The 26,452-nt window shown below is 58.9% G+C and carries 22 protein-coding genes and 6 pseudogenes; 22 read left to right on the top strand and 6 right to left on the bottom strand.

What is annotated here, in order from left to right; translation table 11 throughout:
• Positions 1–172: 172 nt before the first annotated feature.
• The 3 genes and pseudogenes from HAP41_RS04735 to HAP41_RS04745 all read right to left on the bottom strand — a co-directional run.
• Positions 173–886 carry a MerR family transcriptional regulator gene (locus HAP41_RS04735; protein WP_175618585.1) on the bottom strand — a complete coding sequence of 238 codons (714 nt, stop codon included), beginning with the start codon at positions 884–886 and terminating at the stop codon, positions 173–175.
• Positions 887–1,008: 122 nt separating this feature from the next.
• A complete protein-coding gene (locus HAP41_RS04740) occupies positions 1,009–1,218 on the bottom strand; it encodes a hypothetical protein (protein ID WP_166104862.1) in 210 nt (69 codons plus the stop codon).
• Between the two features lie 610 nt (positions 1,219–1,828).
• Positions 1,829–2,732, bottom strand: a pseudogene (locus tag HAP41_RS04745) (LysR substrate-binding domain-containing protein); the annotation flags it as partial.
• Positions 2,733–2,819: 87 nt separating this feature from the next.
• Here HAP41_RS04745 and tnpA (HAP41_RS04750) point away from each other — a divergent pair.
• The 9 genes and pseudogenes from tnpA (HAP41_RS04750) to HAP41_RS04790 form a co-directional block, all read left to right on the top strand.
• Positions 2,820–3,215 carry an IS66-like element accessory protein TnpA gene (gene tnpA / locus HAP41_RS04750; RefSeq protein ID WP_166104859.1) on the top strand — a complete coding sequence of 132 codons (396 nt, stop codon included), beginning with the start codon at positions 2,820–2,822 and terminating at the stop codon, positions 3,213–3,215.
• Positions 3,212–3,430, top strand: a complete 219-nt coding sequence (gene tnpB, locus HAP41_RS04755; protein WP_166104854.1) for an IS66 family insertion sequence element accessory protein TnpB — start codon at positions 3,212–3,214, stop codon at positions 3,428–3,430. The genes tnpA (HAP41_RS04750) and tnpB (HAP41_RS04755) overlap by 4 nt, the downstream gene beginning before the upstream one ends.
• 560 nt (positions 3,431–3,990) lie before the next feature.
• Positions 3,991–5,217, top strand: a pseudogene (ltrA, locus tag HAP41_RS04760) (group II intron reverse transcriptase/maturase).
• Positions 5,214–5,771, top strand: a pseudogene (locus HAP41_RS04765) (IS66 family transposase); the annotation flags it as partial. The pseudogenes ltrA and HAP41_RS04765, both read left to right, overlap by 4 nt.
• Before the next feature lie 71 nt (positions 5,772–5,842).
• A complete protein-coding gene (tnpA, locus tag HAP41_RS04770) occupies positions 5,843–6,265 on the top strand; it encodes an IS66-like element accessory protein TnpA (protein WP_166055731.1) in 423 nt (140 codons plus the stop codon).
• Positions 6,259–6,612, top strand: a complete 354-nt coding sequence (gene tnpB / locus HAP41_RS04775; RefSeq protein WP_166065968.1) for an IS66 family insertion sequence element accessory protein TnpB — start codon at positions 6,259–6,261, stop codon at positions 6,610–6,612. Before tnpA (HAP41_RS04770) ends, tnpB (HAP41_RS04775) begins: the two co-directional genes overlap by 7 nt.
• A 51-nt stretch (positions 6,613–6,663) precedes the next feature.
• Positions 6,664–8,229, top strand: coding sequence for an IS66 family transposase (gene tnpC / locus HAP41_RS04780; RefSeq protein ID WP_166055670.1), 1,566 nt, complete (start codon positions 6,664–6,666; stop codon positions 8,227–8,229).
• Positions 8,226–8,828, top strand: coding sequence for a plasmid pRiA4b ORF-3 family protein (locus tag HAP41_RS04785; RefSeq protein ID WP_166055583.1), 603 nt, complete (start codon positions 8,226–8,228; stop codon positions 8,826–8,828). Before tnpC (HAP41_RS04780) ends, HAP41_RS04785 begins: the two co-directional genes overlap by 4 nt.
• 30 nt (positions 8,829–8,858) lie before the next feature.
• A pseudogene (locus HAP41_RS04790) lies at positions 8,859–9,341 on the top strand (IS66 family transposase); the annotation flags it as partial.
• A 52-nt stretch (positions 9,342–9,393) separates the two neighbouring features.
• Here the strand turns inward: HAP41_RS04790 and HAP41_RS04795 are convergent.
• Together HAP41_RS04795 and nodD1 are read right to left on the bottom strand one after the other, a co-directional pair.
• Positions 9,394–9,489, bottom strand: a pseudogene (locus tag HAP41_RS04795) (LysR family transcriptional regulator); the annotation flags it as partial.
• A gap of 620 nt (positions 9,490–10,109) precedes the next feature.
• Positions 10,110–11,054, bottom strand: a complete 945-nt coding sequence (gene nodD1 / locus HAP41_RS04800) for a transcriptional regulator NodD1 (protein WP_166104848.1) — start codon at positions 11,052–11,054, stop codon at positions 10,110–10,112.
• 837 nt (positions 11,055–11,891) lie between these two features.
• Between nodD1 and HAP41_RS04805 the strand changes: the two genes are divergently transcribed.
• From HAP41_RS04805 to HAP41_RS51005, 13 genes and pseudogenes are all read left to right on the top strand, one after another.
• Positions 11,892–12,524, top strand: a complete 633-nt coding sequence (locus tag HAP41_RS04805) for a NodA family N-acyltransferase (RefSeq protein WP_166104846.1) — start codon at positions 11,892–11,894, stop codon at positions 12,522–12,524.
• A complete protein-coding gene (nodB, locus tag HAP41_RS04810; RefSeq protein ID WP_166104841.1) occupies positions 12,521–13,180 on the top strand; it encodes a chitooligosaccharide deacetylase NodB in 660 nt (219 codons plus the stop codon). The genes HAP41_RS04805 and nodB overlap by 4 nt, the downstream gene beginning before the upstream one ends.
• Before the next feature lie 15 nt (positions 13,181–13,195).
• The gene (gene nodC, locus HAP41_RS04815; protein WP_166104837.1) at positions 13,196–14,551 is read left to right on the top strand and encodes a chitooligosaccharide synthase NodC; all 1,356 of its coding nucleotides are present in this window, start codon (positions 13,196–13,198) and stop codon (positions 14,549–14,551) included.
• Positions 14,552–14,581: 30 nt separating this feature from the next.
• Complete coding sequence (locus HAP41_RS50255; RefSeq protein WP_321576394.1) at positions 14,582–14,818, top strand: SAM-dependent methyltransferase; 237 nt, start codon at positions 14,582–14,584, stop codon at positions 14,816–14,818.
• Between the two features lie 39 nt (positions 14,819–14,857).
• Entirely contained in the window at positions 14,858–15,109 is a 252-nt protein-coding gene (locus HAP41_RS50260) for an SAM-dependent methyltransferase (RefSeq protein ID WP_321576691.1), read from the top strand.
• Complete coding sequence (nodU, locus tag HAP41_RS04825) at positions 15,085–16,794, top strand: nodulation protein NodU (protein ID WP_166106212.1); 1,710 nt, start codon at positions 15,085–15,087, stop codon at positions 16,792–16,794. The genes HAP41_RS50260 and nodU overlap by 25 nt, the downstream gene beginning before the upstream one ends.
• 1 nt (position 16,795) lies before the next feature.
• Positions 16,796–17,716 (top strand): nodulation factor ABC transporter ATP-binding protein NodI, encoded by a 921-nt coding sequence (gene nodI / locus HAP41_RS04830; protein WP_224580964.1) that lies wholly within the window; start codon positions 16,796–16,798, stop codon positions 17,714–17,716.
• A gap of 3 nt (positions 17,717–17,719) precedes the next feature.
• The gene (locus HAP41_RS04835; RefSeq protein ID WP_166104829.1) at positions 17,720–18,508 is read left to right on the top strand and encodes an ABC transporter permease; all 789 of its coding nucleotides are present in this window, start codon (positions 17,720–17,722) and stop codon (positions 18,506–18,508) included.
• Positions 18,509–18,822: 314 nt separating this feature from the next.
• Positions 18,823–20,901 (top strand): carbamoyltransferase family protein, encoded by a 2,079-nt coding sequence (locus HAP41_RS04840; RefSeq protein ID WP_166104826.1) that lies wholly within the window; start codon positions 18,823–18,825, stop codon positions 20,899–20,901.
• A 106-nt stretch (positions 20,902–21,007) separates the two neighbouring features.
• Complete coding sequence (locus HAP41_RS04845; RefSeq protein WP_166104821.1) at positions 21,008–22,120, top strand: nodulation protein NodZ; 1,113 nt, start codon at positions 21,008–21,010, stop codon at positions 22,118–22,120.
• A gap of 542 nt (positions 22,121–22,662) precedes the next feature.
• A pseudogene (locus tag HAP41_RS04850) lies at positions 22,663–23,133 on the top strand (transposase); the annotation flags it as partial.
• Positions 23,134–23,659: 526 nt separating this feature from the next.
• The gene (locus tag HAP41_RS51000; RefSeq protein WP_479686366.1) at positions 23,660–24,103 is read left to right on the top strand and encodes an RNA-dependent RNA polymerase family protein; all 444 of its coding nucleotides are present in this window, start codon (positions 23,660–23,662) and stop codon (positions 24,101–24,103) included.
• 93 nt (positions 24,104–24,196) lie between these two features.
• Positions 24,197–24,916, top strand: coding sequence for a reverse transcriptase domain-containing protein (locus HAP41_RS51005; RefSeq protein WP_224581062.1), 720 nt, complete (start codon positions 24,197–24,199; stop codon positions 24,914–24,916).
• Here the strand turns inward: HAP41_RS51005 and tnpC (HAP41_RS04865) are convergent.
• Entirely contained in the window at positions 24,847–26,418 is a 1,572-nt protein-coding gene (gene tnpC / locus HAP41_RS04865) for an IS66 family transposase (RefSeq protein ID WP_166103369.1), read from the bottom strand. The genes HAP41_RS51005 and tnpC (HAP41_RS04865) overlap by 70 nt on opposite strands.
• Positions 26,419–26,452: the final 34 nt, after the last annotated feature.

Below are 26,452 nucleotides of genomic sequence, written 5' to 3' on the forward strand. Positions count from 1 at the left end.
TACGTGCGGTTCAAGCCCCATTCGGGGTTCATGCCGCCAGTTGCAGCAAGTGGCCGTGCGTTAGTGAGGCCGCAGAACGGCAGGCACGAATCAGAACCAGCAGATCAACCGGCGCTTCAACGCGCTTTGATGTTGACCGGGCCGTCCGACAATCCGCCCGTCGGCGCCGCAATCAGTACGGCTGATCTTCCAATCCAGCAAGGGCGAGATCGAGATACTGCATGAGGTGGGGATCCCAACCTGCCAGAGTGCGAGGTGCGCTTAACCGTGCAAGCACCTTCAGGATCGTCGAAACGCGCGAATCGGCGCCGGCTATTTCGCCGATCAGCGAGCGTGCTGCGATCGCGACGGCCTTTGCCCGCTCGCCGCAGGGATGCTCAGCCCTATCCATGCATTCGCGCAGCTCATCGCGGATCCGCCGCCACCGCTCCTCGTGATCTGCAGCCAGCTTGCAAGTGCATCGGGAGGGCTGGCTACGCGTCTCGACCCGCGACATGGCATCCAAGGTGGCGGGTAGCTCATCAACACTTACCTGGATTTCACTGTCCGTCGTCATGTTGCGTAAGCGATCTCGCAACAGGGTTGCACGAGCGACTTGAAGCTCTATCCGCTCCAAATGCTTGCGCATGAGGTCCGTAAGTGAAGTCGTACGCTCCATAGCCTTACCGATCTCGAAAAGGGAGAAACCAAGCTCACGCAGCGCTCGAATCTGATGAACCCGTTGAACGCTTTCGCGCTCGTACATCCTGTGGCCGCCGTCGGTGCGTTCGGAGGCAGCTAAGAGCCCCGTGTGTTCATAGTGATGCAGCGTGCGTACCGTCACTCCGGTCGCCTCTGCAAGTTCGCCAATGCGCCATCGACGCCTTCGTGGTGTAGCTTTGCTCATGTTGTTCAATTTCAAAGCCTACAACCTGACGTCACGTATGATTCAAGCTATTTCAAAGCTCTAGCTGGATCGTCTTCCATTCCAGCGCAAGAGATGGTGACTATCCTTAGAATGGCGGGCAATCAACCCTGAGGGGAAATGGTAACCAGTAAGTTCATCAGGTATGCCAGTCGAGCCTCGCTCGCTGCTGTCCGCTCCAAAATGAGTTTTGCGATCGCCGTTCGATTATCGGCAGTTCGCATCGATGGCGGCGACGCGGTGATTGCACTATCAAAAAGACTTCCCAAGCTGGAAAGTTCTTCCGGATCAAATACGCCGCTGTATTGCTCCACGCTCAGCTCCTGTTTGTCATCGTGCTAGGGTCGCGCACGTCGTCGAGACGTTTGGCCGCGGTAGGGCCAAAAGAAGTCGGACCGGCGGCGCGGAGCGACGAAGATGCGATGCGCTTGAAGGTGATGCGATACGGCAACAGGGCTGCGCGATACTGCGTCGAAATTGCGGGGATGTACCTCATCTGCACAATCGATCAGCACAGCGCTCACTGTGGGTGATGATGTGACGCCGGCTAATCCGAATCGAGCTCGCGCCTGGGAGCTACTGATTCTGAGAGTGGACGGCGCGTGGTCCGAAGCTGATTCCAAGTTGTGCATCGAGCCTGGTGCGCCAAAGAGAGAGGCCGGGTGCAGCGTAAGACCCCAGCTGGAGCGGCGGCGGGCGCGTCGTGCTTCGTCTTGGAGGGGTAAGTTGCAAACAACGCAATCGACCGCGTTGCGTCGCAGTTCGCGCGCCGGTCGGATGATAGAATGCGAGCGGCACAGCGGCTGAAGCCATCGGCCGAAACTGACCGAAGTTTATCTGCCAATAACCGGTGTCATTGGAACAAGCGTGAATTGGCCGCGTCGAGACATGCGTCCGGATAGAGGTTACGCACTGCGGACGTCCTTACGACAACGGCGAGCCAGACTCTGCGAAGTCTGCGCCAGTGTCCGCTTGGTCCGAAGCGTTGATGATGAAGCGCTCTTCACGTGTAGATGCCATGCGGGCCGCCTCCTGCAGCAGTATTTCTCGCATCCAGACGCTTTCCGGATCGCTGTTGTGACGGACAGTCCATTGGACCGCCTCGGTAAATGTGGGGAATGGCTGCGGGGATTCGGCAATCCGAAGGGGTATCATTCTTTGGAAATGCTTAACGAGCCTTGATGGCATGGTCCCTATGCGAGTCGTGCCTGCCAGCAGGGGCGGAATCATGCTGAAGCTCTGCACGAGAATGTCGATGCGCCGGTTGAGGCCAAGGTCGAGTAAAGCATTCCTCGGTGGGGGTCTTGCGCGCACCTCCGAGTTTCACCGAAACGTGCCCCATGGACATATATCGATCAAATGTTAGCCGTCGGAGCAACTGGCTGTTCGTGCCGCAGCCTACGCAAACGAGGCTCTCCTCAAACAGGCTCATCTTAGGATGCGCGCACGACATGAATAATTCCGGCAAGATGATGAAATCGGCCTCACCGCGCCGGAGAATCTCATCGTGATCATCAGCAAGCGCCGCCAGTTCGAAGCTGACGGCGGGAGCTTCTCGCGCAACGCGCTCTACGACGTTTCGGAGGAATACGACTGTTATGAAATCGGAAAGGCCGATCCTGAATCGGCGCTTTGATTGAGCGGGATCGAACACGTTCCGAGCGATAATGGAGAGCTGAATGTGCGTCAGCGCCTCGCGAACGGGAGCTGCCAGCGCTTCGGCGCGTGAGGTCGGGACAAGTTCCCGGCCTCTCATTGCAAACAGATCATCGTGGAAATAGGAGCGGCGCCGGGCAATGGCCGCGCTCATGGCTGGCTGACTAAGGTTGTACGCATCCGGCGGGCGCCGTCTTGTCTGACACGCTGTAATTCGCCAAGCGTGTGACCTTAAGTCCAGCTTTAAGGTCATCAGGCGATGCGGGTCGAGATTTTGGGCGGGCTGGAGCGTCGGCGGCGTTGGTCGCAGGATGACAAGGCACGGATTGTCGAGGAGACGTTGGCGCCGGGCGCAAAGGTGACAGCGGTTGCACGTCGCAACAGAGTAGCGGCCAGCCTTGTGTTCACCTGGCGTCGTCAAGCGCGGACATCCGAGCAGGTCGCACCGTCTTTTGCGCCGGTGCAGATCGCCGCCGCGGAGGCGGAGGAAACTCCGAAGCTCTTACCTGCGGGTGATAGCCGAGGGCGGTCTGTAGTGGCCGCGCGTATTGGATTGATCGAGATCGACCTCGGTAACCGGCGACGGATCCGAGTGGATTCGCACGTCGATCCAGAAGCGCTGGCGCGGGTCCTCAAGGTACTTGAGCGCCGATGATTGCCATATCAGGTAATGTGCAGGTGTGGCTTGCGACCGGCCACACCGATATGCGCCGCGGCTTCCCGAGCCTCGCGCGTCTGGTCCAGGAGAGTTTGAAGCGTGATCCGCATGCCGGTGATCTCTATGTTTTTAGAGGCCGCCGCGGCGACCTGATCAAGATCATCTGGCATGGTGTGCTGCGGAGCATGAAGGAGGTGAATAACCGAATTTAATGCGTACAGCTTTATGAGAGATGGAGGATGGCCCTCCTGCATCGGCGTTTCAGGCGCAGATGCAAAACCACGACACTGTGGCTTCGCTTAAAAGGCGCGGTCATGAGCAAGTGTTGCAAAAGTCCCGGGTTTACGGGGCAGGTAAGTATCCAGAAGGCGAGCGAAAGCGAATCTTCCGATGACGCGTCGAAATTATTTAGACGTCGCCAAAATCAGGGGCGCGTGCCATCCCTGAGATCAATCCGTGAGACGCCTGGATTACTGCGCGGATGGCGACCGGCGTTTAGGGGACGCGATCTGGATACAGGCTCTTGTAGAGAACTGCAGGAACCAGTCGTTGTGATGCCAAGGGAGAAGTTCAAGCGGCGCACACCGCGAGACGAGAGTACCGAAGCACAACACTGGGGCGGATCGGCTCGTAGTAGTGATGAAGGTGCTGTAGTGGAACTGGAGCGAAGGGGCCGAAACAAGTGGGTTGCGCCCATATGCAACTGTGATGAGCAGGAGGACATGTGAGTGTAACCGGACGCAAGCAGTACGATATCGACAAGCAGACAGTGATGAAGGCCTACAAACTGGTCAAAGCCAATGCGGGCGCGGCCGGCGTGGATAACGTGTCGCTCGAAGCGTTTGAGAAGGACTTGAAGGGCAACCTTTACAAGGTCTGGAATCGAATGTCTTCTGGCAGCTACTTTCCACCTGCCGTTCGGGCTGTCCTCATTCCCAAGAAGAACGGCGGACAACGCATTCTAGGTGTGCCGACAGTAGCAGATCGCGTGGCGCAGACGGTCGTCAAGCTGCAGATTGAACAAGCACTCGAGGAAATCTTCCTTCCCGATTCCTACGGCTACCGGCCCGGAAAATCCGCGCTGGACGCCGTCGGCGTCACCCGGCAACGGTGCTGGAAGATGAACTGGGTGCTGGAGTTCGACATCAAAGGCCTGTTCGACAATATCAGCCACAAGTTGCTTATGAAGGCCGTCAGGAAGCATGTGCAAGACGAATGGGCTCTGCTCTACATCGAACGCTGGCTAACAGCGCCGATGCAAGACAGAGACGGAGCGATCACCGCTCGCGACCGGGGCACACCCCATGGCGGCGTGATCAGTCCCGTCCTTGCCAATTAGTTCTTGCATTATGCGTTCGATACATGGATGGCGCGGAACTTCCCGCAGTCGCCGTGGTGTCGATACGCGGACGACGGGCTCGTTCATTGCCGAACCAAGGCTGAAGCGGAAGCCATCAAGGCGGCGCTGCAAGCAAGGTTTAAGGAATGCGAACTCGAAATGCATCCCGACAAGACCAAGATCGTCTACTGCAAAGACAGCAATCGCCCGGGTAGCCATGCCAGTCAGTCATTTGATTTTCTGGGATTTACCTTTCGACCGCGCAGGGCAAGAAACCATCAGAAGAAAGAAAACTTCTGTACGTTCTCGCCAGCGGTCAGCAGGGCGGCGATGAAGTCTATGCGTATGACGATCCGGCAGCTCCGGCTCAGGCTTCGCTCGCAGACGGAAGTCGACGCAATTGCCTTGGAACTGAATCCCGTCCTTCGTGGATGGATGCAGTACTACGGCAGATATGGGCGGTCAGAAATGCACAACCTGTATCGATACGTCGATGAATCTCTTAACCGCTGGGCGCGACGCAAATACAAAGGGCTGAAGAATGGAACAGTCAGAGCCTCCACATGGCTCAGATTGATCCGCTGCCGCAGGCCGAAGCTGTTCGCTCATTGGGCGATGTTGAGTTCTGCTTCGTTACTTGTTGAGAGCCGTATGACGTGATCAACAAGTTCCTGCTGCACCAGCCGTTGAACCGACAGAGCAAGACCTATGCCCGCGAAGGGATCGAGATCGACGTCTCGACCCTGGCGGATCGGATCGGCGCCTGCGTGGTGGCACTCGATCCCATCATTGAGGCGATCCGGATCCACGTCATGAGCGCGGAACGCATCCACGCCGACGATACGACGGTGCCGGTGCTGGCCAAGCTCAAGACGGTTACCGGCCGGATCTGGACCTACGTTCGCGATGACCGGCCGTTTGGCGGCACGGATCCGCCGGCGGCCCTGTTCTACTACTCACGCAACCGGGCTGGAGAACACCCGCAAAGCCATCTTGCCGGCTATGTCGGCCTCATGCAGGCCGATGCCTTCGATGGGTATAACCAGCTCTACAAGGCCCAAAGGAAGCCAGCTCCGATCCTTGAAGCGGCCTGTTGGAGCCACGGCCGCAGAAAGTTCTTCGACCTGGCGAAATCTGGAGAGGCGCCGATTGCCAGCGAGGCCGTGCGACGCATCGATATCCTGTTCGAGATCGAGCGTAAGCGTAGCGCCGAGGCCCGTCTGATTGTTTGTGCGGAGTCTTGAGAGCACCGTTAGAAGAGTCATCTTCTGGAAGGGTGCTCACAATGGACGACCATTCTGACGACATAAGACGACCGTTGTCACCGCGTATTGAAGTGTTCGCTGGCGCAGGTCGAAAGCGCTGGCCGGATGATTTGAAGGCGCAGATTGCGGCGGAAAGCCTCGAACCGGGGGCGGTTGTAACAGACGTCGCTCGTCGCCATGGCTGCCGGCCCCAGCAGGTGCATGATTGGCGGCGCCGGGCGCGTTTGGGCCAGTTGGTATTGCCGGCGTCGGCGGACACGCTGTCGTTCGTGCCGGTGGTGTCGGAATTAGCGTTGCCTGCGGCCGCAGAGCCCTCCGGTTCGCCGGAAGCAGCCATTGTTACGGTTGAGTTCCAGGGCGCGCGCGTGGAGGTGCGCGGGGCGCCTGGCCTTGCTGCGTTGAGCGATGTGTTCATTGCGCTGCGACGGACACGTTCATGCTGACGATGCCGGCGAGCCTCATGATCTACGTGGCGACGCAACCTGTGGACTTCAGGAAGGGTGCAGAGGGCTTGGCGCTGCTGGCGAAGGATACGCTGGGCCATGACCCGATGAAGGGCGTGGCGGTGGTGTTCCGTGCGAAGCGCGCCGATCGGGTGAAGATCGTCGTCTGGGATGGCAGCGGCCTTGTGATGTACTGGAAGCGGCTCGATGGCAGCGGCTTCAAATGGCCACCCATCGTGGCCGGTGTGATGCGGATGAATGGGGCCCAGCTGTCAGCACTGCTGGCCGGCATGGATTGGACGCGCATGCACGCGCCTCGGATCCCGCAGCCGAAAGCGCTTGCGTAAAAATGCAAATCATCGCTGCATCGTGACGCGAAGCATGGCAAGCTCGGGCCAATGAGTGATTTGCCTGATGAGCTACCGAGCGATCCAGCCGAGTTGCGTGCCTTTGCCGCGGCTCTGCTGGATCGCTGCGCCCGGCTCGAGCGGTTGCTCAAGCTTGCGAAAGATGCGCAGTTCGGTCGGTCCTCGGAAAAGCTGGACGCTGATCAGCTGCAGCTTGTTCTGGAGGATATCGATCAGGCCGTTGCGGCTCTCGAAGCCGCCGAGAATCGTGCCAATCCCAAAACAGGCGAGAAGAGAGCTGCCGCGCGCAGAGCCAACCGTGGTCAGCTGCCGGAGCATTTGCCGCGCGTCATCGAGACTATGATGCCGGCCGAGAGCTGCTGCCCGTCTTGTAAGGGCAACCTCTTCGAGATTGGTCAGGATGAGAGCCAGAGGCTCGACGTCGTTCCGGCGCAGTATCGCGTCATCATCACCCGCCGTCCCAAGCTGGCCTGCCGCGCCTGTCATGGCGTCGTCCTGCAGCACGCGGCTCCCGAGCGATTGATCAGGGGAGGATTGCCCACCGAGCGGCTGGTCGCGCATGTGATCGATGCCAAGTATCACTGGCATTTGCCGCTTTACCGCCAGGCGCAGATGCTGGCGACGCACGGAATAGCGCTGGATCGTTCCACGCTCGCCTTCTGGGTCGGCTATGCCGCCCAGGAATTGAAGCCCGTGTGGCATCGTCTGCGCCAGCTTCTGCTCGCCTCCTCGAAGCTCTGTGTCGATGAGACCCCGGCGCCGGTGCTGGATCCGGGGCGCGGCAGAACAAAAACCGGCTACTTCTGGGCGCTGTCACGCGATGACAGGCCTTGGGCCGGACCTGATCCGCCTGGGGTAGTCTATGCCTATGCACCGGGCCGCGGCGCCGTTCATGGCTTGCGGCTGCTGGAGGGCTATCGCGGCATCATCCACTGCGACGGCTATCAGGCTTACAAGACCATGACCCGAGAGACGCGTGCGGACGCCCTGTCCGGGACGCTCGCCTTCTGCTGGTCGCATCTGCGGCGCCAGTTTGTGAAGATCGAGCGGGAGGCTGCGCCTGCGCCAGCTCCGGTTGCCCGCGAGGCTCTTGAGCGCATCGCCCAGCTTTACGCGGTCGAGAAGGCCCTCCGCGGCCGATCTGCGGACGAGCGCCGTGCTGGCCGACAAGCGCATACCCGGCCTCTGGTTGCAGCCTTGAAGCAGTGGTTTGAGGCCAAGCTCGATCACCTTGCGCAGAAGAGCGACACGGCGAAGGCTTTGCGCTATGCACTACGTCATTGGGACGGCCTGACGCTCTATCTTGATGATGGGCGCATCGAAATGGACACGAATGCTGTCGAGCGTGCGATGCGACCGATCAAGCTCAACGCCAAGAACTCTCTTTTTGCCGGTTGCGACGAAGGCGCCGGGAATTGGGCATTGCTGGCTTCGCTCATTGAGACCTGTAAGCTCAATGGCGTCAGTGCCGAGCACTGGCTCGCTGACGTTCTCGCCAAGCTCGTCAATGGTTGGCCTGCAGCGCGACTGGACGAACTGCTTCCCTGGGCGTCGACCTATACGATGCATACACGCGATCCGAGGCTGGCGGCATGAGCCTGAACACGACCGCGGTCCGGATCAAGGTGACCCTCAAGGATGTGAAGCCGGAGGTGATGCGTCGCCTTGTCGTACCCGTCACCCTGCGCCTTGATCGGCTGCATCTGACGCTTCAGGAGGCATTCGGCTGGACGAACAGTCACCTCTTCGAGTTCTTTGCTGGTGAGGCACATTGGGGGATTCCCGACCCCGACAATGATTACGGTCACCAGCCCATGGATGCCCGCAAAGCGCGGCTGTGCGATATCGTTCGCGAGACCGGCGCCAAGACGATCCACTATCTCTATGACTTCGGCGACAGCTGGGACCATGTGATCAAGCTCGAAAAATGGTTCGAGAACACCACGACGGAGGGGCTTCCCTTCCTGCTCGAGGCCGCCGGTCGTTGTCCTCCGGAAGACGTCGGCGGTGCGCCAGGCTATGCCGAATACCTCGCCGCCATCAGCGACCCCGCCCATCCCGAGCACGGACACATGCGCCTCTGGGGCCCGGAGCGGTTCGATCCCAACGTCGTCGACCGGAAGGCACTCGAAGCCGCCGTCAACGCGTTGTCCGACACAAGGAAGCCGCGGCGACGCGCCACGCGAACAAAATAGGCGTCAAGCGCCATTCAAAAGGGCCGCAGAGCTACGCTTACGATCGAGCGCACCATCAACGGCAAAACGCCGGAACAGCGGCTTGCGGTACGTCGTGATAAGTCGAGGCCGATCGTCGCCGATCTCGAAATCTGGATGCGTCAGCAGCGAACCTTGCTCTCATCAGGCAACGATACTGCAAAGGCGATCAACTACCTGCTCAACCGTTGGGCGGCGTTCACCCGCTTCCTGGACGATGGTCGCGTCTGCCTCTCGAACAACGCTGCCGAATGAGCCTTACGCGGTGTGGCTGTCGGAAGACGAAATTGGACCTTCGCCGGTTCAGATGCCGGCGGCCATCGCGCCGCCGCCGTCTATACCCTGATCGAAACCTGCAAGATGAACGACGTTGATCCGCAAGCTTGGCTCGCGGATGTGTTGGCCAGGTTTAGAGATCACCCCGTCAACAAAGTCGCCGACCTGCTCCCGTGGAATTGGAAGGCGACCCAACAGTCCAGAGCGGCTGCCGCCTGAGCGCCACGGCTGACCGTCGCGCCTGCCCGGGGGGCTGACCGGATGCGTACCTAAGGTTGATCCTGCGTGCTGCTGCCGTGAGGTTGCGCTCAGTCATCAGAGCGTCAAGCGCGACGAGAAGATTTAGATCCAAGCCCTTGAAGCGCATATCGTCTTATCCTGCGCGAGTGTCGTTGCGGTACATTAGAGTAGCGAAAGCGGCTCTGAAGCGCTCTCATCGGATCGCCTGAAACGAATCCGTTCCCATCCTGCGATCGCGAAAGAAGCTCGCGGAAGCCATCGTAAGGAGGGCGCGGAGGGCGGTCGGCGAACGACCGGCGACTGGAGTGTATCGGGAGCCGCGGAGCTGATCGATTTCGACACTCCGGCAACCCCGCAACACGACCTGGTCAATTTACGGCTGGCGCTGGCCCTGGTGCTATGGCCAGAGCCGTAAGTTCGCCGATGCCCCTGTCGATGGCCGCGCAACGCGTCCCAGCAGCGTGCCTACAACCTGACGCGGCGTGGGGTTCAAGACATTGATTGGACGAATCAAACATTATTGAGAAGTTGCCGCGATGGTGAGCGCTGTGCTTTCACGCAAGCTCACCGAGTCACATTTTGCGGCATCTACGGTCAGCGCCTGCCAGGCGTTTGCGACTGACCGACGGCTTGAGTGGCCTCTTAAGGAGGGCGCCGCCCGACACGGCGAAATGAGAAAGCGGCCGAATACGACCAAAGGCCGAACACGGTATTTGCAGCGTGCGGAGAGCGGCTCGTGGCCCCGACCTAGCAGCGCCTGCGAGCTGGGCTCTTCTGATTCGCAGACGTCATGTGGGATCCCTCCTCCAACAGTATCCGCCGCATCCAAATGCTTGCCGGGTCCGTGTTGTGGAAGGCTGGCCACTGAACGGCCTCGGTGAACTGGGGCAGCGGCAGCGGTGGCTCGACGATCCGCAGAGGCGTCCGCTTTTCGAAGTGTCTGGCGAGCCGTAAGGGCATTGTCCCTATGCGGCTCGTGTCGAACAGTATAGGCGGAATGAGGCTGAAGCCCTGCACAACGACCTCAATGCGTCTCTTAAGGCCGTGCTCAAGCAAAAACCATTCCTCGAGGTTGGGCCTTAGCGCCCGCCCGAACTTGGCCGCAACATGTCCCATCGAATTGTATTTATCAAACGTAAGCTGCCCTGACAGCTGCGTGTTCGAGCGGCATCCCACGCATACGAGAGTCTCTTCAAATAACGTCGCCTTCGGATGCGCGCTCGACATGAACAATTCCGGCAGAATGAGAAAATCGACCTCGCCGCGGCGGAGTAGCTCATCGGGCTCATCGGAATATGGTAGCAATTCGAAGCGTACTGCCGGAGCTTCCTGTGCGATGCGATCCACAATCCGCCGAAAAAAGACGATTGTCATGAAGTCGGAGAGAATGATCCTGAACCGTCGGTTCGACTGACTTGGGTCAAACGCGTCCCTTGAGATGATCGAGAGTTGAATATGCAGCAGGGCCTCGCGGACAGGGCTCGCAAGCGCCTCCGCGCCGGGCGTTGGGACGAGCTCGCGACCTCTCATCGTGAACAATTCATCGCGAAAATAGATGCGCAGCCGCGCGATCGCAGCACTCATCGCGGGCTGGCTCAGATTGATTTTCCGTGCCGCCGCAGTGAGGTTTCGCTCGGTCATCAGAGCATCGAGCGCAACCAGAAGGTTTAGATCAAGTCCCTTGAACCGCATGTTGTGAGTCTATCCATCGTGTGGATGAGTTCTATCGAAACAACGGAATGTTGGATAGCAAACATCAGTTTGGAAACTGATTAGGCGTACCACGATGGCTGCTTGCCATTACGCGAGTTCCGAAACGGACTGCTGGGGTGTGCGAGCACCTGCCGAATCCGTTTAGGGGCGGGTGTCGGCGCGCTATCCGAGCAACGTCTGTTCTTCTCGGTGCGACGAGCGGCCTGACACGGCGCTCGCTCGTACTGCCGATAAACGTTCGTATGTGTCTTCCATCCCTTTCCATATTTGTGGTGTACCCGCGTACACTAGAGATGGCTTACGCCTCACCCTAGTGTCGGAACCGAGAGGCAGGCGCACATTGCGGATGCCAAACGTCACCCGCGACCGGCCAAATAGTTGCTTGTCCATCACATTCAGAGTGTGTCGAAGATGCATATGACCCAAGTTGATCTGGGGCCGATCGGGAGCGCTTGCGGTGAGATCTCGTTCATCGATGGGGCGCCATCAGACCGCACAGCATCGATAGCAATCCTGGACCGGACCGAACCTCTTGATAATGCGGGTAGGTGCCGGACAATCCAAGCGCCACGTCGGCATGTCTGGCAGATCTCGGACATGACATTGACTGGGATGACCAGCGCCGACTGCACGATCGCCTCTTCTCTGGCCAAGGCGCCACTCCAAGGGGGCCGTTCTGCCGCGCCGCTGGCGAACTGAGCCGGGCGCCGGCGCCCCACGTCAGTGCATTCGAGTATTGATCAGCGATTCAGCCGATAGTGAGTTGTTCACGTGACCACCTCCGCTCTTAACGTCACTGGTGCAGGGAAGCCCGTCATGAATATTCCCGGATCTCGGTCGGCGGAAAGTCGTTCCGCGCGCCCTCAAGTGCAGTGGAGCCTGCATTGGGAAAGCGAGCTGCGGCTGGGCGACCATACCGAGCTCGCTGAGTTTTTCCGCGAAAGCTATGGGCCGACCGGTGCTTTTAATGCGCAGCCATTTGAGGGGAGTCGAAGTTGGGCCGGTGCAAGGCCGGAGGTCCGCGTAATTGGTTACGACGCGCACGGCGTAGCTGCTCACATCGGCGCCCTACGCCGCTTCATCAAGATTGACGGGGGCGATCTACTCGTGGCCGAACTGGGACTATATGCGGTGCGTCCGGATCTCGAGGGGCTTGGAATCAGCCACTCAATGCGCGTGATGTATCCTGCGCTGCAGGAGCTCGGGGTTCCGTTCGGCTTTGGTACGGTTCGGCCCGCGCTTGAGAGGCACCTTACCAGACTGATTGGAAGGCAGGGGCTGGCAACCCTCATGTCCGGCATTCGCGTCCGGTCCACCCACGCAGATGTGTATCCCAATTTGCTGCCGGTCCGGATCGAGGACGTTCTCGTGGTGGTGTTCCCGCTCGGACGCCCGATCAGCGAGTGGCCGGCCGGGACGATCATCGACCGGAACGGGCCTGAGCTGTGAAAGGGCTCGTCCCCCTGTCTGCGGTGCGTCGCGACTACGCCGACGTCAGCGCAAGTCGCTGTGTCTATTTGACCTTTGATGATGGGCCAAATCCATTTTGCACGCCCGACGTGCTCGATGTGCTGACGCAACATCGGGTGCCGGCGACGTTCTTCGTTATCGGCACGTACGTGACCGATCAGCCTGAACTCATTCGACGAATGATTGCGCAAGGACACGAGGTTGCAAACCACACGATGACGCATCCGGATCTCTCCAGATGTGAACCAGCGGTGGTTCACGATGAAGTGCTAACGACGAGCAAGGCGATCCGTTCGGCATGCCCGCAGGCTTCGCCCAGGCACATGCGAGCACCCTACGGCTTATGGACCCAAGCGGTCCTCGCTACGACAGCGAGCGCTGGCCTCACAGCTCTGCACTGGTCGGTCGATCCGAGAGATTGGTCGCGCCCAGGCGTCGATAGGATTGTGAATTCAGTGCTGGCGGCCGTTCGTCCAGGCGCAATTGTACTTCTGCACGACGGGTATCCTCCTGGTGAGGAAAGACTCTGCAGCGATGCCACTCTGCGTGATCAGACGGTGATGGCGCTGTCACATCTGATACCGGTTCTGCAACAGCGCGGGTTTGCAATCCGTCCGCTTCCTCAACTTCACTAAACAAAACTGGCCCCAATGGACCTGCTCGCTACAACCAGCGCTGTCGCCGTTTCGTCTTATGCGCTGCTCTCAACTGTCTACAAGAGCGCGCAAGCGCTCTATGCTCAGCCGGCGAATACCTCGTCGCTGCAGACCGATCTGGGCCAATCCGAGGTAGCTCTGCCCAGCGTGGACGTCATCGTGCCTTGCTTCAACGAGGACCCGAACACGCTCTCCAAATGTCTCGAGTCGATTGCAGGTCAAGACTACGGTGGAAGACTGCAGGTCTATGTGGTCGACGACGGATCTGCAAATCGCGATGTCGTGGGGCCTGTACACGACCTCTATGCGAACGATCCGAGATTCAGCATCATCCTGCTGGCCAAGAACGTTGGAAAGCGCAAGGCGCAGATCGCCGCTATACGTAGCTCGTCCGGGAACCTGGTGCTCAACGTCGACTCGGATACGATACTAGCCGCTGACGTGGTCAAGAAGCTTGCATTGAAGATGCAGGAGCCGGAAGTCGGCGCCGCCATGGGCCAGTTGATAGCGAGCAACCGCAGCCAAACCTGGCTAACCAAGCTAATCGATATGGAATACTGGCTAGCGTGCAACGAAGAGCGCGCGGCACAGGCTCGCTTCGGTGCAGTCATGTGCTGCTGCGGCCCCTGCGCGATGTATCGTCGCTCCGTCCTCGCTTTGCTGCTTGATCAATACGAAACGCAATTCTTTCGCGGAAAGCCGAGCGATTTTGGCGAGGATCGCCACCTAACTATCCTCATGCTCAAAGCGGGATTTCGAACCGAGTATGTCCCGGATGCCATCGCGGCAACAGTCGTACCCGACAGCCTTGGGCCGTATTTGCGTCAGCAACTCCGTTGGGCACGGAGTACCTTTAGGGACACGTTTCTTGCATTGCGCCTGCTGCCCGAACTCGATGGCTATCTCACGCTAGACGTTGTCGGACAAAATCTCGGCCCTTTACTCCTCGTATTGTCATCACTGGCTGCGCTTGCACAGCTCGCAATCGGCGGTTCGGTGCCCTGGTGGACGGGATTGACAATTGCTGCAATGACAATAATCCGGTGCAGTGTCGCGGCGTTTCGTGCCCGCGAATTGCGCTTTATCGGCTTCTCGCTCCATACGCCTATCAATATATTTATCCTACTTCCTTTGAAGGCTTATGCGCTTTGTACATTGAGCAATAGCGATTGGCTGTCGCGCAAGCTCGTCAATGTGCCGAGCGCAGGGGACAAGAAGGCCACTATCCCGGCTACTAACACTGGATCGAGCGCTGCAGCTACTGCAGAAATTGTTGAAGCAATTCGCAAGCGGAGGTCGCGCGGTTCCTCGGGCGAGCCGGCGACTGACAATATGTGCGGTGGCGATTGATCGAGCCAATAACAACAGGTTAATCAACCCATGAGACTGGACAAGAACTATCATCTGTTCGAGCGTGATCTTGCTGTTGGTGATCAGTGGCGCCTCGACAGTAACCCGTTGGAACAGGAGCGTTACGCGCAAATGTTTCGGATGTCGCGTTCCAATGGGGATGTTACGCGTGCCCTTGAGGTCGGAGGTGCAGCCTTCGCATTCACGGAAATGCTGGGACCCCACTGCCAGCGAATTACCGTGCAGGATGTCATGCCGCAGGATTAAGCGCGCACGGCAAAGAACGGAGAGGCGGTCATGGTGAGCATGCTTGCGCCAAATGGCGCTCTGGTCTTCGGATTCGCGCGTGATGCTTGTCGACGCTGGGGCCATGCTGCTGAGACGGCGATTGCTCTCTTGAATGAGAGTTTATCCGAATCGAGCGTCAGCACTGCCAGACTGGTTCGGTCGACCAAGATTGCCTGCTCATTCTGTTCCGGAAGTCGAATAGCTCGTCGAAACAATCAAATTGCGGTCGTTGGGCCGAGGGGCGTATGCGCATCTGCGGCATCAAGTTGACACATGACGGGGCAATTGCTGTCGTCGAGGATGGGCGGCTTGTCTTTTGCACCGAGCAAGAGAAGCGCGGCAATAATCCTCGCTATCAATCCATCGATAATCTCGATGCAGTTGTACTTGCATTGGCGGAGCATGGCCTGGATCCGCGTGATATTGATCAGTTCGTCATCGACGGCGGGGATGGCGAGCGCGAGTCGCAATTCCTGGTCCTCAGTGGGGCCGTGCCGATCGCGCTGAAAGGGGCGCCATATGTCGAGCGCCGTGCTGAGGGCCTTCTTGATTGTGTCGACGGTTTTGGCTTGATCCTTGCCAGCAAGGTGTTTCCCTACAAGAGTTACCCGCACGTCACCGGCCACGTTGCCTCAGCATATAGCACCAGCCCCTTTGCCGTCTCGGGTAGACCCGCGTTCTGTCTGGTATGGGACGGCTGGATCTCTCCACGTCTTTACTATGTTGAACCACAGGGGGGGCGGCTCGTTGGATGCCTGTTTCCGATGATTGGCCACGCCTATGCTGTCGCCGGCCTTCACTTCGGGCCTTACAGTCGGCCGAATCGCACCAATTCGGACTTGGGCATCGCCGGCAAATTGATGGCCTACGTCGCGCTTGGTTCTGCCAACGAAAGCATTGTGGCGGTGTTTCAGGAGCTCTACGACAGGCGCTTCGCGGCGGACACGCAGCAGGCTCGTCGCTATCGCGCGGACATCAACAATGCCGAAGCGTCACTCGCAGCTATGCACGACTTTTTCGAGGCGAGCAGACTGCGCCTCATGGCCGAGCGAGCGGAGGACGTCCTTGCGTCGTTTCATGTGTTCCTGGAACGTCTCCTTATCCGGGAAATCGCAATGGTGTTGCTGCGGCATTCGTCGCTTCCGGGAGCGCGGAATCTATGTATAGCCGGCGGCTGCGGTCTTAACATCAAGTGGAATAGTGCGCTTCGCGCGACGGGACTGTTCGATGACGTCTGGGTGCCGCCATTTCCGAATGACAGCGGCTCGGCAATCGGTGCAGCTTGCAGTGCGCTGGCGGCGCAAGATGGGTTCGTGCCACTGGAATGGTCAGTCTACAGTGGTCCTGCCCTGCAAGCCAGCGAGGTTCCGCCAGAATGGGAGGCCGCGCCGTGCAGTTTGCGCGATCTTGCGGCCATTCTCGCCGACAACGAGCCGGTGATCTTCCTTTCCGGGTGCGCGGAGCTTGGGCCGCGGGCGTTGGGCGGCAGAAGCATTCTTGCGGCCGCGACCTCGCCGGCAATGAAGGATCGTCTCAACGACATCAAGCGCCGCGAATACTTCCGACCGGTGGCGCCGATTTGCCTAGAGGATCGGGCGCCAGAGATATTCAACCCAGGTACGCCGGATCCGTACATGCTGTTCGATCACCAGACTAGGACGGAATGGCGCGACAAGGTCGCCGCCGTCGTCCATTTGGACGGCTCTGCGCGACTGCAGACAATCTCCCGCAACTCTTCACACAAGATTGCCGAGCTCCTCGTCGAATTTGAGAAGCTCACCGGCATTCCGCTGCTCTGCAATACGAGCGCCAATGTTCACGGCCGTGGCGTCTTCCCGGATGTTGCCGCGGCTTGCCAATGGGGACGCGTTGAACATGTGTGGTGTGACGGCCTGCTCTGGACCAAGACGGTCGTAGGGACGCCATCGTCGGCTCAACGGCTTCTGCCAACCTAAGGTGAACATGTCCACCGTAGCCATCGACATTGCCGGCGTAAAAAAGTCCTTTGGCGGCAAGATCATCGTCAATGAACTGTCGTTCTCGGTTGCACGCGGAGAGTGCTTTGGCCTGCTCGGGCCTAATGGAGCTGGCAAGAGCACCATTGCGCGTATGCTTCTCGGCATGATTGCGCCGGATGAAGGCAAGGTTACCGTCCTTGATGAGCCCGTGCCTGCACGCGCTCGAGTGGCACGTGTGCGCATCGGCGTGGTGCCGCAGTTCGACAACCTTGAACTCGGGTTTACCGTACGAGAAAACCTGGTGGTATTTGGCAGATACTTCGGCATGAGCGCTCGAAAGATCGAGGCGCTCCTGCCATCGTTGCTAGAGTTTGCGCGGCTCGAAAGCAAGGTGGATGTGCGCGTCGCCGAGCTGTCAGGTGGCATGAAGCGGCGGCTGACGCTGGCGCGTGCATTGATCAATGACCCGCATCTGCTGGTAATGGACGAGCCGACGACGGGTCTGGATCCGCACGCGCGCCACCTGATCTGGGAACGTCTGCGAGTTTTGTTGGCCCGTGGCAAGACGATCCTACTGACCACTCACTTCATGGAAGAGGCCGAACGTCTATGCGATCGGCTGTGTGTGCTGGAGGATGGACGCAAGATCGCCGAAGGCAAACCGCAAGCGTTGATCGACGAAAAGGTCGGATGCAACGTGATTGAGATCTATGGCGGTCATCCGCAAGAGCTGCGTGAGATACTGAAGCCCTATGTACGTCACCTGGAAGTGAGCGGAGAGACGCTGTTTTGCTATGCGCAATATCCCGAGCAGGTGCGCATCCAGCTGCGCGGGCGAGCGGGCCTGCGCATTCTGCAGCGTCCGGCAAATCTCGAGGACGTGTTCATGCGCCTGACCGGACGCGAGATGGAGAAATGAGTGATGAGTGAAGGTTATGCGGGGGTCCTGCCCGCCAACGCCTACAACTGGGTCGCGGTATGGCGTCGAAATTGCCTGGCATGGAGGAAAGTTGCGCTTGCGTCGGTTCTCGGCAACCTCGCAGATCCTATAACCCATCTTTTTGGCCTTGGCTTCGGCCTTGGTCTCATCGTGGGGCCCGTTGAGGGAACTTCCTACATCGCATTTTTGGCTGCGGGCATGGTTGCGACCAGCGCCATGACTGCCGCAACGTTTGAAACCATGTATGCAACCTTTGCTCGCATGGATGCCAATCGTACCTGGGAAGCAATCCTGTCCACACAGCTTACGCTTGGCGATATCGTTTTAGGCGAATTGGTTTGGGCGGCCAGCAAATCCGTTCTTGCCGGGACGGCAATCGGGCTTGTCGCTGCCACGCTTGGCTATGCGTCTTGGCTTTCCATTTTCTATGCGATGCCGACCGTCGCGCTTACTGGGCTTGTATTCGCCAGCCTGGCAATGGTCGTCATATCTCTTGCGCCAAGTTACGACTACTTCGTGTTTTACCAGACGCTTGTCCTTACCCCTATGGTGTTTCTGTGTGGCGCGGTGTTTCCGATGAGCCAACTGCCTGGCTCATTTCAGCACTTCGCCGACTTGTTGCCGCTAGCGCATTCGGTCGACCTCATTCGCCCCGCGATGCTAGAGCGCGAGGCTGGCGGCGCTTTGTTTCATGTAGGTGCGCTTTGCATATACGCGGTGTTGCCCTTCTTCGTATCGACCGCACTGTTGCGGCGCCGGCTGCTGCGTTGAGGGAAAGAACTAAGATAACCGGGAGAATCCAGCTGATGCAGTCGCACCGTGCTCTCTGGTGAGTCGGACAAGGCCCGACCTGCGATGGCAGCAGTTGCAATGCCTGTAAGAGGACGCGATCAAGCCAGGTCCACATCAGCCTGTTCAGTTGATCGATGCGGGGCTCCGGCACTTCAACGGGCTGAGCGCCGTGTCTGGGCGGCGCTGGGAGAGCCTTGGGTTGTGCTACGGCCCCGCGCGGCCGACGGAGCGCGATAATACGAAGCAGCTGGAACGGCCATTGGTCGTCCCGTCATGATCAAATGGAGAACGAGATGTTGTGTCTGGGAATATGTGGCGGTCTGGACAGAATTCATGAAAGCTCGCCCGAGCTGCCGAATACCTTCTTGCACGATGGCGCTGCGGTTCTTGTACAGGATGGCCGCGTGATCGCTGCCGTCGAAGAGGAGCGCCTCAATCGAGTTAAGCACTCCAACAAGTTCCCAAGCAACGCGATGCGATACTGTCTTTCGGCTGCGGGAGTCGAGCTTCACCAGATCGATCGCATTGCGTTCTACGCGACTGAAGCGTACTGCAACACTATGCTCGAGCGCCTAGCTGTTTCTCAGCCGCTTCCGCTGGACGCCAAACTGTTGCTGCGACAGCTACTGGCACGGGAGTTCGGTACCGAGGTCGATGCGTCGCGGGTTTCATTCGTAAATCACCATGAAGCGCATGCGGTCAGCGCGTTTGCCATGTCTGGATTCGAGCAAAGCCTCATTTTTTCGGTTGACGGCGGTGGCGATTTTCTCTCGGGCCTATTGGCGGTAGGGTCGGGCACCGGAATGACGCAACTTGCACGTTTCCCAGAAAGCAACTCTCTGGGATTGTTCTATCTCGAAACGATCCGTTACCTCGGCTACGGGTTGTTCGACGAGTACAAGGTGATGGGGCTTGCTCCTTACGGGGACCCCACTCCTTATCGCGAGCTGTTCGGACAGCTCTACGAGTTGTTGGACAATGGAGACTATCGCGTCCACCTTGACCGCATCGGTCCGGCGCTGCTCCGAAACATCCAGGTCCGACGAAAGGGAATGCCGTTTACCCAGCAGCATCGGGATGTCAGCGCATCGCTGCAGGAAGCTCTGGAGCGGATCGTGTTTCACGTCCTGCTACACTATCGCGAAACGACAGGCATCACGCGTTTGTGCCTAGCTGGAGGGGTAGCCCATAACTGCACCGTCAACGGTAAGCTACTCTATTCCGGCCTTTTCGAAGACATCTTCGTCCAACCCGCGGCCCACGACGCCGGATGCGCGCTTGGCGCCGCATTGATGATGTCGAGCGAGCTGGGCAGGCCAACGCCGCGCGAGCGGCTGTCAGACGTATATTGGGGGCCCGGCCTCGGAAACGAGCAAGCCGTAGAACAGGAGCTCAATGCATGGTCCGGTCATCTCGACATTCAACGATGTGACGACATAGCAGCAAGTGCGGCCGACTGGATGGCAGATGGCGCCGTGATCGGCTGGGTTCAGGGCCGCTCTGAGTTCGGGCCGCGTGCGCTCGGCAACCGGAGCATTCTTGCGGACCCGCGGCCGCCGGAAAACAAGGACCGGATCAACGCAATGGTCAAAAAACGCGAGGGCTATCGTCCGTTTGCGCCATCTGTGCTGGAGGAGAATGCGAACGAGTTCTTCGAGCTCCCTGACGGCAAGCAGGCCTTTCCCTTCATGAATTTCGTGGTCCGGGTGCGCGAAGCCCAGCGTAAGGTGCTCGGCGCAATCACGCACGTCGATGGTACCGCTCGGCTGCAAACAGTATCGCGCAAGACAAACCCCGCCTATTGGGATGTTATCAATGCGTTTAAAAAGCGTACTGGCATCCCAGTGCTTCTGAATACGTCATTCAACAACAATGCCGAGCCGATCGTGGATTCGGTTGCAGACGCTATCACGACATTTTTGACGACCGACCTAGACGGACTTGTTGCGGGGCCGTTCCTCGTCAAGAAGCGAGCGGCAAGGCTGCAGGATTGGGGTGCGCTAAGCGTTTCATTGCCGCCTTATGCGTCCCTTCATCGCGTTCGCTCCTACACCGCGGCAGATCGCCAGGAAACGGTCTGCGAGATCCGTACGGGACCTTCGGGCCGCGACAGCATACGCATTTCACATGAGTTATTCGAGCTGCTGATGCGGATCGAGGGCGAGGCGCCGCTTGGCTGGCTTCTAGACACGACCATGGCCGATCACGACAAGCGTGAAGATATCGTGAAGGAACTGCGGCTCGCGTGGGAGCAGCGCTGTGTTCGGCTGCGTCCACCGCGTGCGGCCTGCGACTGCAATAAAAGGAAAAGTGAAGCGCAGGCTGAGCGCACGAATGACCCTGGCAATGCATGCGTGGCGGGACCGGGATAGGGCGAAACGGTATCGGACCGAAATCGGGTACGTCGGCGCAGCGTCTCTGAATGGAAGTGCAATCGGAAAGCATTCAGAGAACATCTTCCATCAGAGGCACGCCGCCATGAAATTCTACCGACGCAGCTCGCCGGCATCACGAGTGCCGCCGATGACAACGGATGCGATCACACGAGATGCATCTATAATGACGTCTTATGTCCACCCAGGAGCCCGGAACGAGACAATGCGTATGGTTAGCGGTTTAAAGAGCGGTCGGTTCGTTGTTTCCAGGCGAAGGACCGGGTTCGGCGACTGCCTGTGGTCGCTGGCGGCAGCTTGGCGCTTTGCACAGCGGACCGATCGGACGCTGGCAATCGATTGGCGCGGATCCTGTTATCTCGATCAGCCATTCACCAATGCCTTCCCAGTCTTTTTCGAACCAGTTCAGGATATTGCTGGGGTACCGATCATCTGCGACGACCAGATCAACCACCGCTCATTCCCGGGGCCGTTCTTCCCGGGATGGTGGAACAAGCCATCCATCGACTGCGTCTATCGGCCGGATCAGCAAATTTTCCGCGAGCGCGACGAGCTCGATCAACTGTTCCAAAATGAGGAAGATAGTGACGCTAACACGGTTGTGTGTGACGCCTGTCTGATGTGGCGCTGCGATCAGGAGGCCGAACGAGAGATCTTTCGCAACATTAAACCGCGATCTGAAATTCTGGCACGGATTGAGGCCATTTACCGCAAGCAGTTTGAGCCGTACAGCATCATCGGCGTTCATGTTCGACACGGCAACGGCGAGGATATTATGGGGCATGCTCCCTATTGGGCCGATCCAGAGCGCGCCCTGCGGCAGGTCTGTCGTGCCATCGAAAGGGCCAGGGGGTTGCCGTACGCCAAGCCTGCGAGGGTGTTCCTGTGTACGGACAGTGCGCTCGTTCTTGAGAAGGTTTCGGCCTTATTTCCTGATGTTTTCACGATTCCAAAACGTTTCCAGGCCCTTCAGGCTGGGCCTCTGCACAGCGCCGCGCTCGGAGCCGAGGGCGGGTTTTCAGCCCTTATCGAGATGTATCTCCTTGCGCGCTGCGACACTGTAATTCGCTTTCCCCCGACGAGCGCCTTCACGCGCTATGCACGTCTCTTTGTGCCACGTGTGATAGAGTTCGACCTGAACGATCCGGGCCGATTGATCTTAACCGATGAAACCTCGCAAGAGCTCGTGGGTTTGTGAAAATCATAGCCCGTCTCATCGACCAGATGGCCGCGTTTTGCATCCGGCAGTACTGGCACTATTTCTCCAGACGGCAATTCATAGCCCAACCTGAGGATCCGACGCGACTTTTCATTGAAGAGGAGAAGAAAAGCGCTGGCTCGCCACCATCCGGTGAAGCGCAACTTGGATGAGAGAGCGCTTGTAGTGCTGCCACCGTGCCTACAGGTGGAACACGCCGGTGTCTTCGTCTCGCACCCGTAGAGTGGAAGCTGTCGCTGCTGCCCGATCGCAGGTCAAGCTGTCTGTCGAGCGGCGCGTTCGCCGCGGCGGTCGTCCTCTCGCTCGAGCGCGCTGGCGCACTCAGAGTCGATTATGTGGAACGTCTCGCTAGGCGTTCAGTCCCCGGCTCGCGGTCCCGACGTCAATTGACGCGCTGCTGCTGTACAGGATGGTGATCAAATCAGCGCTAGAGCGTTTCATTGCTTAACTGAATCGGAGGGGATTCCGGTTTTTGGCGGTTTATGATTCAAGATGCTGACTGGATTGGAGGCCAGCATCGCATGACCCGACCTCTTTCCCTGGATCTTCGCGAGCGTGTGGTGGCGTCGGTTTTAGCGGGCGAGAGCTGCCGATCTGTGGCGGAACGGTTTGGTGTTGCGGTCTCGTCGGTTGTGAAGTGGTCACAGCGGCAGCGGGCGACCGGCTCGGTTGCGCCTGGCAAGATGGGCGGTCACCGCAAGCCCGTGCTTGATCCGCATCGTGCCTTCATTGTCGAGCGGATCACTCAGACGCCGCACCTGACGCTGCATGGTCTGAAGGCGGAACTGGCAGCTCGGGGGGGGGGGCAAGGTCTCACACAACGCGGTCTGGCTGTTCCTGCGCCGGGGAAGGACTGCGGTTCAAAAAAAACATTGTTCGCCCTCGAACAAGCGCGCGCCGACGTCTCTCGTAGGCGCCAGCGTTGGCAATCCTGGCAGGCCGGACTTGATCCGGGCCGGCTGGTGTTTATCGATGAGAGTGTGCTGCAGACAGCGGAAGGAGTTCAACATGAACTAAAACCGATTGTGAAGCTGCGGGAAAGATGGGGGCTGGCCCTCCGAGATCGGCTTTCAGGAGCGGGTCTCAAACCAGTCCGAGCTGCTGCGGTAAATAGCCGTGGTGGCGAGTGTCGGATCAAAGTTCGGATCAAACCGAGCAGGTGAGTGTCCGAAAGACGAATGAAAGTGAACCCTTCGAGGACGCGTCGTTATGAATCCAAGCGTCGTCAAAACCAGGATCGTTTCGTCATCCTGGACAAGTCCGCCAGATGCTTGATGACCGGGCGGACGGCGACCGGCGTAGAGGGGGCGTGAGTCGGACACAGGCTTTCGCGCGGAACTGCAGGAACCAGGCTCTTGATGCCAAGGGAGAAGCGCAAGCGGAGCCAACCGTGAGGCGAGAGTACCGATGCAAGAGACTGGGGCGGACCGACCCGTAGGAGCGTTGAGGGCCCTGTAATGGGGCCGGAGCAAAGGGATCGGGTCAGGTAGTCGTACTCTTGAACCAGCTGGAAACAGGATGACTTCGAACGGTGCGATAAATAAGCCGTTCTCGATCGAGAAGCGGCGAGTGTACGAAGCGTACAAGGCGGTCAAATCCAATCGCGGTGCGGCCGGAGTGGACGGACAGACCTTGGAGATGTTCGAGACAGATCTGGCAGGGAATCTCTACAAGATCTGGAATCGGATGTCGTCAGGGACCTACTTTCCACCTCCAGTGCGCGCCGTCTCCATTCCAAAGAAGACGGGCGGCGAAAGGATTTTAGGTGTGCCCACTATCATCGATCGGATCGCGCAGATGGTGGTCAAACAGATGATTGAGCCGGAACTGGAATCCATCTTCCTGCAGGACTCTTACGGATACAGGCCGGGAAAATCGGCTCTGGACGCCGTGGGCGTCACGCGTCAGCGGTGCTGGAAGTATGATTGGGGTCCTGGAGTTCGACATCAAAGGATTGTTTGACAATCTTCCGCATGATCTTCTGCTGAAGGCGGTCCGGAGACACGTGCAATGCAAATGGGCGCTGCTCTAATCGAAAGATGGCTGACGGCGTCGATGGAAAAGGACGGGAAGCTTGTTGAGCGGAGCCGCGGAACCCCGCAAGGGGGCGTGATCAGCCCAATACTGGCCAATCTGTTCCTGCATTATACGTTCGATCTATGGATGGCGCGGACACATCCCGACCTCCCTTGGTGTCGGTATGCCGACGACGGACTGGTGCACTGCCGGACCGAGCAAGAAGCAGAGGCCATTAGGGCGGAGCTTAAGGCGAGGTTGGAGGTGTGCGGACTTCAGATGCACCCGACAAAGACGCAGATCGTCTATTGCATGGACAACAGGCGTCGGCGAACGTATCAGAGGGTCAAGTTTGACTTTCTCGGATATCAGTTCAGGCCGCGGCAGGTGGCAACGTCACAGCGGAAGGAATTCTTTTGTGGATACACCCCGGCGGTCAGTCCGACAGCTTTGAAGGCCATGCGAGCAACGATCCGAAGCTTGCACATTCCCCGGCAAACGCCGGGGACGCTGGCTGAGATTGCCCAACAGATCAATCCGCTCCTCCGGGGGTGGATAGGTTATTATGGTCGGTTCAGCCGTTCAGCGCTGTTCTCTCTGGTCGACTACGTCAATCAGAGTAAGCGCGATTTTCTTCGCACGCCGGCGGTTTTGATGGATTGCCCTGGTATCGGGCGATACCGAGCCGTTCAGGCAGTGGCGGCTTTGTGGAAGTTGAAGGGCAGCAGGTCTGTAATATCGGCGTCGCCGGCGCGCTGAGGCAATTCGGTGAGGACGTGGCGCAACCACGCTAACGGCTCGACACGTGAGGCGCGGCAGGTCAGCATCAGGCTATAGACGACGGCACTGGCCTTGGCTCCGTCCACGGTATCGCTGAACAACCAACTCTTCCTGCCAGTTGCAAAAACCCTGATGTCGCGCTCCAGAAGATTGTTGTCAATCGGCATGCTGCCGTCCCCGGTGTAGCGCGTCAGATATTCCCATTGGTTTCGGGTGTAGGATACGGCGTCGCCGAGCTTGCTGTCAGGCAAGACCTTCGGGGCCATGTCATCGAGCCATACTTTGAGAGCATTGAGGATGGGGACACTATGTTGCTGGCGGAAGCGGCGAATGCAGTAGGCCTGTGTTTCACCCTTCTTCGGTATTCCGTCCCACGCCCGCCTTTCAACCCGGTAGAGCTGTTCAAAGAACCGCAGCGCTTGCTCGGGCGGACCGCCGCCCTTCTTCCTGGCTTTGAGGGCATCGACAAAGCGCCGCCGGGAGTGGGCCATGCATCCAATGTGGGTGGCCCCTTCCAGCGTGCGCCATGCGGTATAGCCGTCACTCATTACAATGCCACGGTAATCGCCGAGGAAGGCTTGCGGGTGGATTTGGCCGCGGCCCGGCTGATAATCCAGAAGAACGATCGGCTCGTGGCTGCCCTTGCCGCTGCGATAAGCCCACATGTACGATGTGCTGGTGGCCCGTTTGTCCTTCTCCTTGAGGACCTGAACCGTTGTCTCGTCGCCATGGATGAGAGGTTGTGATCTGAGCCGCAGCTTCAGGGCGTCGTAGATGCGATGCAGATGCTTCTCGCTCGAGCCAATCACCCAGTGGCCCAAAGCGCCGCGGCTGACAGGAACACCTGCACGTTCGAAGGCCTGCGCCAGGCGGTAGAGCGGCGTGCCATCGACATATTTGTGAACCAGCGCGAACGCCAGCGTCGAGGGCGTGGCAACGCTGCCCGGCAATGGTTGCGGCGGCATCGGCGCGGTCACGACAGGGGCGTGGATCCCGGTGCGATCGCAATGGCGGCACGCATATTTGAAGCGCACATTCTGTAAAACCTTCGCCTTCACCTCGATATGAAGTTGCTCGGTGACAGCCTCGCCCATGCGATGCATCTGGCCACGGCAGCAAGGACACGCCTTCTGATCGTCGGACAGGTCATACTCGACGCGCTCACGAGGTAGGTTCCCCGGCAGCGGCTTGCGGCCGCGCTTCTTTCCCATTGTGTTTTCGACGGGTGGCAAGCCCGTGTCCGGAAGTTCGGCGATATTGTTCGTTTCACTGCCGGCGTCCTCCTCATCGGAGGCCTGCTCGGCTTCATTGAAGAGACGATCAACATGCTTTTCGCTGCGCGGCGCAAAACGATGCAGGCGTGCCAGCGCCAGTTCTTCCTCGAGCTTGGCGACGCGGTCGGCGAGTTGATGGTTCTCCGCCTGCAGCGCAGCAATGCGTGCCAACAGCACTTCAACACTCGGATCGCCGGTTCGATTCATCGAATTCTTGAATCTGAACCGTACCGACGCGTCA

It is taken from the genome of Bradyrhizobium barranii subsp. apii, from assembly GCF_011516635.5.
GTDB lineage: Bacteria > Pseudomonadota > Alphaproteobacteria > Rhizobiales > Xanthobacteraceae > Bradyrhizobium > Bradyrhizobium barranii.